This is a genomic window from Tunicatimonas sp. (genome assembly GCF_049647865.1).
Classification (GTDB): domain Bacteria; phylum Bacteroidota; class Bacteroidia; order Cytophagales; family Cyclobacteriaceae; genus Tunicatimonas.
In genome coordinates, this window is the sequence record NZ_JBARYM010000767.1 from 1 (window position 1) to 7,857 (window position 7,857).

General features: G+C 40.3%; 10 protein-coding genes and 1 pseudogene. 2 read left to right on the top strand and 9 right to left on the bottom strand.

Annotation, left to right across the window (positions count from 1 at the left end; translation table 11 throughout):
• A partial coding sequence (locus tag WBA23_RS22340; protein ID WP_424584496.1) for an endonuclease/exonuclease/phosphatase family protein occupies positions 1-627 on the top strand: 627 nt, incomplete at its 5' end.
• Here the strand turns inward: WBA23_RS22340 and WBA23_RS22345 are convergent.
• The 6 genes from WBA23_RS22345 to WBA23_RS22370 are packed head-to-tail and all read right to left on the bottom strand — an operon-like array spanning position 614 to position 5,610.
• A complete protein-coding gene (locus WBA23_RS22345) occupies positions 614-979 on the bottom strand; it encodes a hypothetical protein (protein WP_424584497.1) in 366 nt (121 codons plus the stop codon). The two genes, WBA23_RS22340 and WBA23_RS22345, sit on opposite strands and share 14 nt — an antisense overlap.
• A 50-nt stretch (positions 980-1,029) precedes the next feature.
• Entirely contained in the window at positions 1,030-2,478 is a 1,449-nt protein-coding gene (locus WBA23_RS22350) for a glycosyltransferase family 2 protein (protein WP_424584498.1), read from the bottom strand.
• Between the two features lie 18 nt (positions 2,479-2,496).
• A complete protein-coding gene (locus WBA23_RS22355; protein ID WP_424584499.1) occupies positions 2,497-3,552 on the bottom strand; it encodes a HEAT repeat domain-containing protein in 1,056 nt (351 codons plus the stop codon).
• 2 nt (positions 3,553-3,554) lie between these two features.
• Positions 3,555-4,727, bottom strand: coding sequence for a YaiO family outer membrane beta-barrel protein (locus WBA23_RS22360; protein ID WP_424584500.1), 1,173 nt, complete (start codon positions 4,725-4,727; stop codon positions 3,555-3,557).
• 41 nt (positions 4,728-4,768) lie between these two features.
• Entirely contained in the window at positions 4,769-5,146 is a 378-nt protein-coding gene (locus WBA23_RS22365) for a response regulator transcription factor (RefSeq protein ID WP_424584501.1), read from the bottom strand.
• A gap of 8 nt (positions 5,147-5,154) precedes the next feature.
• On the bottom strand, positions 5,155-5,610 hold the full coding sequence (locus WBA23_RS22370) for a hypothetical protein (protein WP_424584502.1): 456 nt from the start codon (positions 5,608-5,610) through the stop codon (positions 5,155-5,157).
• A 164-nt stretch (positions 5,611-5,774) separates the two neighbouring features.
• Between WBA23_RS22370 and WBA23_RS22375 the strand changes: the two genes are divergently transcribed.
• Positions 5,775-6,029, top strand: a complete 255-nt coding sequence (locus WBA23_RS22375) for a hypothetical protein (protein WP_424584503.1) — start codon at positions 5,775-5,777, stop codon at positions 6,027-6,029.
• On the opposite strand, the gene WBA23_RS22380 is transcribed toward WBA23_RS22375, so the two are convergent.
• The 3 genes and pseudogenes from WBA23_RS22380 to WBA23_RS22390 form a co-directional block, all read right to left on the bottom strand.
• The gene (locus WBA23_RS22380; RefSeq protein WP_424584504.1) at positions 6,026-6,517 is read right to left on the bottom strand and encodes a dihydrofolate reductase; all 492 of its coding nucleotides are present in this window, start codon (positions 6,515-6,517) and stop codon (positions 6,026-6,028) included. The two genes, WBA23_RS22375 and WBA23_RS22380, sit on opposite strands and share 4 nt — an antisense overlap.
• Positions 6,514-7,455 (bottom strand): methionyl-tRNA formyltransferase, encoded by a 942-nt coding sequence (gene fmt, locus WBA23_RS22385; RefSeq protein WP_424584505.1) that lies wholly within the window; start codon positions 7,453-7,455, stop codon positions 6,514-6,516. Before fmt ends, WBA23_RS22380 begins: the two co-directional genes overlap by 4 nt.
• Positions 7,456-7,580: 125 nt before the next feature.
• A pseudogene (locus WBA23_RS22390) lies at positions 7,581-7,857 on the bottom strand (DUF1343 domain-containing protein); the annotation flags it as partial.

Here is a 7,857-nt window from a genome sequence, read left to right on the forward strand (position 1 = left end):
GTACCGATTCGAGAAAAGTATCCTCACTGCCTGGAATACCCATTAGAAAATACCTACGGTATGTTGCTGTACTCTAAGTTTACCTTAGAAGACTTTGATATCAGATTTTTAGTTAAGCCTAATATTCCTTCATTTCACGGCAAGGTAATACTGCCTTCCGGTCAGCAAATTAATCTTCACTGTTTACACCCTGAACCTCCCAGCCCAACCGAAAGTGAAACTTCTACTGAGCGAGATGCTGAGTTACTTATTTTAGGCAAAAATATCATCAATCCAGATGAACCCACTCTCGTTGCTGGAGACCTGAATGATGTTGCTTGGTCATATTCCACCCGTTTATTTATTAGAATTAGCGGTTTACTTGACCCTAGGATGGGCCGAGGGTTCTACAGTACATTTCATGCTAAGTATCCTCTCATGCGATGGCCGCTAGATCATGTTTTTATCTCTAATCATTTTAAGTTGGTAGAGCTGAAACGGCTACCCTCCTATGGGTCTGATCACCTACCTATCTATATTAAAGTAAATTATGAAGCCACTGCCGAATACGAACAAGAAAAGTCCAAGACCGATCAGTTAGGCAAAGAATTAGCCGAGGAGAAAATAGAGAAAATCAAGGATGCGTGATTTCTTGGAGTTGAGTGAGCGCATTGTAACAAATAGTAGTAACTTTTTTAGCGCAGCTATTCAATAATATTTCTCTGTCAGCTATTTCTTCCGATAATATATTCTCTGCTTCGGAAAACGTATCAGAAAGCGATTGAAGGGCCAGCACGTGGCAGGTAGTTTTGTGCTTATGCTGTAACTTTACTATATCTGGTAAACTTTTTCGCTCGATTAAGCGCGCAAAATGGGTGGGTATATCCCGCATATAGTCGGAGTAAATAGTTGCCAGTTGCATCTTAAAATCCTGATCGTTTTCTGTAACCTTTGATAACTGATAGTCTATTGTATTGCGATACAATGAATTTTCTGGCATAGCGACGTAAAGTAAAGCGACATAAATAAGTAGGTAGCCCACAAAAATTATCAGGCTGCCTTTTTTGGTATCTCTTCTTGATGCTTAGTAAACCCACGGCGCTGCATGTCACCCCAACTTTTCTTTCCAACTAAAAGATCTAAGTTTCCCTTTATAGAATTCACTAAAATAATAGGATGATAAAATACTGGTTCCATCAGAGCGGTTAAAATTAGTTTGCCCATATCTGAGGTATGTTGGTACTTGTGATATGAGTATTCTTCAGCTACTAATGCGATCAAAGATAATAATACTGAGAAAAAATAAATTATTATTAAAAAGAATAAAAAATTAGTCCAATCTAAGTACCCCAAGATAGCTAGTGTGACACAATAAGCCAAACCAATACTTTCGATAAATGGAGCTAAGAATTCAAAACACAGCCAGTAAGGGTAACTTAACCAACCCATTAGTTTATATTTAGGGTTGAGCAGCAGTTTTCGGTGTTTGATTAAAGTTTCGGCAGTGCCTCGTGCCCAGCGGTTTCGCTGTCGGCTAAGCTGCGTTAAACTTCCCGGAGCTTCAGTCCAGCACAGCGGATCAGGAATATAAATTACTTTATAAGATAGATCGTTATCGTGCATGTAGCGACGCATGCGTATTGTTAACTCCATGTCTTCACCAACAGTATTGGTATAGTATCCCCCCGCTTTCACCACAATTTCTCGATCAAACAAGCCAAATGCTCCTGAAATAATCAGCAGTCCATTTAACCGGCTCCATCCTAATCGGCTAAGAAGGAATACGCGAATATACTCCAACGCCTGAAACCGAGCTAACCAACCTTTGGGTAGCTGTATTTTAACTAAGCTTCCGTCTTCAATAGTACAAGAGTTAGCAATACGAACCATACTTCCTGTAGCAATCACACGCTGTGAGTTTTGTAAGAAAGGCTTTACCATCTTAAGCAGCGCATTCGGTGCAATAATAGAGTCAGCATCCATAGTAGCTACCAATTTACCTTCAGCGTGATTAAGCCCGGCATTTAGAGCATCAGACTTACCACCATTCGCTTTATCGATTACCGTAATTTTACCGAAAACTTTCTTTTGCGATTTGTATAGACAACGTACTTTCTCAGTAGGTAACTCATAGTTGCTTTCTAGATAAGTAGGTACCAATTGAAAATATTCTATCATCTTACGCAGCGAATCATCGGTGCTACCGTCGTTTACTACAATCACTTCATAGTTATTATATTGAAGAGATAGAAGTGAGCGTACACTATCAATAAGAGTTTGCCCTTCATTGTACATTGGCACTATCAAGGATATTTTTGGGGTAAGAGGTGAGGATAGCAGTGCCTGCGGGTCATCTAAACGGCTGATTTTGAGATATTTTCTAATCTCAGTTAGGCCAACAATAGTAAGAAAAATGGAGAACCCCGCTAGAATCAAACCATAAATTAAGATTAGATTCTCAGCAACATATGTAATACTATAGATAGCAATTTCTCTCATAATTATCTGCCTATGGCGTTAGAGCAACGGTTTTATTGGTTCTGCGTTAGATTGAATTTGAGCCACAGCCTTAGAGGTCGCTCTTCTTACCCAGTAGTTAGGGTGTCGGCGAAGATCATCTAAGCTAGTAGTCTGTTGGTGACTCCCCAATTTGCTAATCGCTTGTAAGCTAGCTAATTGAATATCGGTATCTTTGTGCTTAGCCAGATTCATTAGCGTAGGCATAGCTTCAGTAAGCTGTAGCCGGTTAACTGTATTGATAGCTTCAGTAATAACCGATAGAGATGAATTAGAAAGCTTATGCAGGACAGATGGGGCTGCTGAATACTGTTGAAACTCTGCAATCATACGTAGGGCGAACAGGACAATGCTTTCGTTTTCAGAAGTCAGCCATTGACTAAAATTAGGAAGACGATGCCGGCCGATGCTGCGTAAATGATGGTGTAGCCGAATTTGTAGTAGTTCACTCAATGGTGTATTTAAGCTACTTAAAAACGCTAAATCAGGAGATGATTCTAACTTAGCTAGTGCTAATATAACTTCCTGGGCCATATGCGAGGCATCTGACGGATACAAGCACCTTATTTCTTCTTTTACCTCCGGGCGATTCACTTGCATAGCACTTATTTCATGAAGTCCTTGGGTGCGTACACTGATATTTCGCTCTCGCAGTTTCTTCAAAGAGTACTTAGGTAGTTCTAAAGCATAGGCTAGGCTCAGAAGTTGGTTTTGTGCTGAACCACTAAGGCTTTTCTTTAGGTTAAGAATAATATCGGTGAGAATCTGCGGATCGAGGTATTTATTCTGTTTCTTCTCCTGCTGAAATAGTTCTGAGGCTACATTCAGAAAACTATTTGGAGCGTTCTCTGCCTGAGTTTCAACTAAAGCATCATACAGTAAGTATTGATAGCGGAACTGAAGGTCACTTTTCTTCTTTTCTCTAACTACAGAAAGAGTACGATGTATATACAGTACTATAACTAAAATGAGGCAAATAGACAAAAGGAAAGCGGCAATGCCCAATAGCAATCCGTGTGAGTATATTAATGTTTCCAATTGAACAGCGACTATCATAATCAAAATCTTTTCTCTAATCCAAACTCGAGTCCCCAACGGTTTACCTGACGAAGCTCAACGTATTCCTCCCATTGATATTCAGCCATGAAGCGCACTAGCAACGTGCGTTGCCAAAAGGCGTGTTTATAGTCAAAAGCTAATCTTTGAGTATTTACCCGCAGTATTTCTGGTAAGCTTACCACTTGAATTGGGGCAGTTCCGTAGTTGGCATACAAGCTAAAGTAATGATCGCTGTGCCGAAGGTATTTTCGGTAGGTAAATGCTCCAGCAGTGTTGCTAGTTTCTTTTATATTCGTTAGAAAAGCCCGGGCAGAAATCCAATGAGAACCCGCGTAATGACCTAACTGGGCGGTATAAATACGGACAGTAGCCGATTCAAAATACAACATTCGCATTCCGCCTGATATCTCAGTACTTGCCCCAACTCCCTGAAAAAGTTCGCCTCCCCAACGCAGGTTAGGAAAAACAGTTCGGTCAGATATTCCGAAATTAAGGTAAGCATACGTGCGAGAAGCGATTTTAGGGTAGAAATCTAATTCAGCCTGTTTACCAATTTGATCAAACATCCGAGATCGACTTAACCGAGCGATAACTGGCCCAAGCTTGGTACGGCGTTCGTATTCCACACTACCAATATGCCAAGGCGTAAAAATCGCGTCAAAGTTTGCGTAGTAGTAGTTAGCCCGAATTGCATTTTTGGTATTTTGAGGGCGAAGTTCCTGTAGTAAGCTATCTGCTTGCGGTGAGGGAAGCATTTCTTCCAATAAAGTTATCCCTTCTTTAGTTCGCCCTAATTCAGTTAATATTTGTGCTTTTAATAATGTAAGCACTGTATCCCCAGGATAATTATTTAACCCTCGATTAATTAGAGCAAGCGCGTCAGCCCAAGCAGCATCCCACATTTCTACTCGCCCCGCTCCTCGATACACTTCTACTGTAGGGTATTTTTCTAAGAGTACTTGGTAATTGGTACGGGCTTGTTCAAACTTCTGCTCCCAGCTATAAACTGAACATAATAGCAGGTGGGCATCGTATCGTTCGGGATAATTAGCCAGTAACACTCGTAAATTATTTATTGCCGAATCATATTGGTGAATATAAGCCTGAGAGCGAGCGGTAGCGTATAAGCTATCACCATTAGTTGACTGACCGAAGAGTTGGCCAACAGTCACTAGTATGAAAAAAACTAGAATAATATGTATGCTAAATCTTTTCATAAGACTACTGGAATTACCTGCTTTACTTGCTCGATCAGCCCTTGTAGATTAAAAGGCTTAGCCAAGTAATAATTAGCTCCCAAATCGTATGCTTCGGCTTCAGCGTGAGGAGTATTCATAGCAGATAGAGCGATGATGAATGGATCATATTCTAGTTCTAATCTTACGTAGCTAATAACTTCAAGCCCAGAGGCAAAAGGCATAAGAATATCAGTAATGATTACTGAAGGCTTCTCTTCCTGAATAACCCGCTTAGCTCGTTTGCCGTCGTAAGCATGAAATATTTGGGAAAAACCTTCCCCCCTTAGCTTGAAAGCAATCATATTTAGTAAAGCTTCATCGTCTTCAGCGATCAGTATTTTAGCAGTATCCATGAATCTAGTTATGGTCGAAATGATACTTGAAAAGAATAGGCTTGTTGATTAACAATTAGCGACACGAAATACAGTGATGATTCATTGTCGGATGGAAGCACCGGAATTTCATAGAATCCTGCTTCCATATTAATATGGCTGGTAGTATTAATTAAAGTGCCTTGAATGTCCGATACCTGCACAATTACTTGGTTATTAGGTGCAGTGAAATGAACCAACAAATCGGCACCGTTACGTACAAGAGTTGTATTAATCTTACGGGTCGATTGAATGATTTTGTATGAAGTATGAGAATAGTCAGTATAGGAGGTATTAGATGATAGCAACTCAGCGGCTTCCTTTACATCTGATTTTAAGACTAAAGTTAGCTTAGGCGGTGAAGAGGCTAGCAACATCGCTGAACTAGCGTATCCTACAGTTATGAGAAAGTGAGTTATTAGCAATATTTTATATGCTTTTGGCATAATGTAAAATAAAATAAGTTATGTATTATATAAAAATAATATAATCCAATTGCATGCTAATGTAATAAATGATTGAAGAAATGATATTATAAGGGAAAGAGCGAATGTGATTTGTACCAGAGAAGGAAGTAATTCCTATATTTGGAAGGAATTAAACAGCTATTATGCGAGTCATTAGAGAAATTCCTCACAAACAGTGCAAAATCACTATCTTCTATTGGAACAGTAAGTACCTAATCAAGCTAGAGAGGGGGTGGATTGAACAGACCTATAAAGTACCCGAACTGGAGATTAGCGGGGAAGAAGATATTCAAAAAATAGTGAAAGGCGACTTCTTGGCTAAAGCATTGGAGCAATTTGAGATTATGGAAGCAAACTTGTTCCAAGCAGTAGAAGAGTTGAGCGGTAATCCATTTTAAGGTCTCTCCAGTATTACAAATGAGTAAGAGTAGGGGTTTTTTTCATCAGCTTCGTGATCCTCCCTTTTTACCTCCTGCCAAACACTTGAGTCAATCTCAGGAAAAAAAGTATCGCCTTCAAATTCACCATGAATCTCGGTGAGATAAATACGGTCGGCTACGTCTAAGGCAAGTTCATAAATTTGGGCACCACCTAATATAAACATCTCCTGCTGACCATTTTGCTTACCTAAAGCCAGAGCTTCATCCAAACTATGGGTTATGACGCAGTTTTCTCGATAAAAATCATCTTGGCGAGTGATAATAATATTAAGGCGTCCTGGAAGTGGTTTGTCTACCGATTGATACGTTTTACGACCCATCGCTACGAAGTGACCGCTCGTAGTTTCTTTAAAGTACTTCAGATCGGCGGGCATGTGCCATACCAAGTCGTTGTCTTTACCAATAACGTTATTATCGGAGCGGGCTACCATAATTGATTTGATCATAATGTAGTTCCTCGTAAAAATTCATCTACCATCATTCTCCTTTTTCCTTCTAGTTGTAGTTCCTCTACCGCTAACCAGCCATCTTGCCCCCGGATGTACAAATACGATTTATTATCAGTAACAAAATCGCCAGGATTCTGATTAGCTTTTTCTTGGTCAGTAAGATGTACCGAAAATATCTTACAGTTTTTCTTTTCTCCATTGGTTAGCGTAAGTTCTGTCCAGGCCGCCGGATACGGAGAAAGTCCTCGCACAAAGTTGCGAACCTGCTCGGCTGGCTGGTTCCAGTCAATTTTACAAGTTTCCCGATGGATTTTAGGAGCAGGTTTTAGATCGGTTATTTCCTCTTGAGGAGTGAGTACATAATCATCTTGACTAATGGCTTTTACCGTTTTTAGCACCAACTGTGCGCCTTTTTGCATTAAACGTTTGTAGAGTGTTCCGGCGGTATCATCAGGATGAATGGGTTCTTTTTCTTGAAACAGAATGTTTCCCGTATCAATTTCATGGCGAATCATAAAGGTAGTTACTCCTGTTTCAGTTTCCCCATTGATAATCGCCCAATTGATCGGCGCGGCTCCCCGGTACTGAGGTAAGTAAGAAGCGTGAAGGTTGAAGGTTCCAATGGTTGGCATATTCCAAACCACTTCGGGTAACATACGGAAAGCGACCACTACCTGCAAGTCGGCTTCGTAGCTTTTAAGTTCTTCTAGAAACTCAGGGTTTTTCAAATTAGTTGGTTGCAATACAGGAACATCGTGGGTCAAAGCATACTCTTTCACCGGAGAAAAAGCAATCTTCCGACCTCGCCCCTGGGGTTTATCCGGCGCAGTAATAACTGCTACCACCTGATACTGGTTTTCTACCAAAATTTGCAGCGACAAAACCGCAAACTCTGGAGTGCCCATAAAGATGATTCTTAGAGGTTTTTGACTCATACTCAATTAATTGGTTCTGCTTTATAATGTTTTCAAGCGCTCAGATGCACATATATTTATAGAAGGTAATAATTTTGAACACTTGAACACTTGAACACTTGAACACTTGAACACTTGAACACTATCTACTCAAAATCCTCGTACAACAAATACTTCTTCCGCATGGCTTTGTATTCCGAGAGTTCAGGCTCCCAGCTCTGCTCAATTTCTTCTATACTTTTGCCTGTTTCTATTTGTTTCTGAAGGGTTTTGTTTCCCGCCAGTAATGCGAAGGCATCAGGACGATCAATAAATTCTTGATTGGTCATGCCGTGGGCTTTGGCTTGTTGGTAGAAATCTTTAAGAAATTCTAGAGTGAATTTTTCCAGATGAGGGATTCCTCGCAGATCAACTCCGTAACAC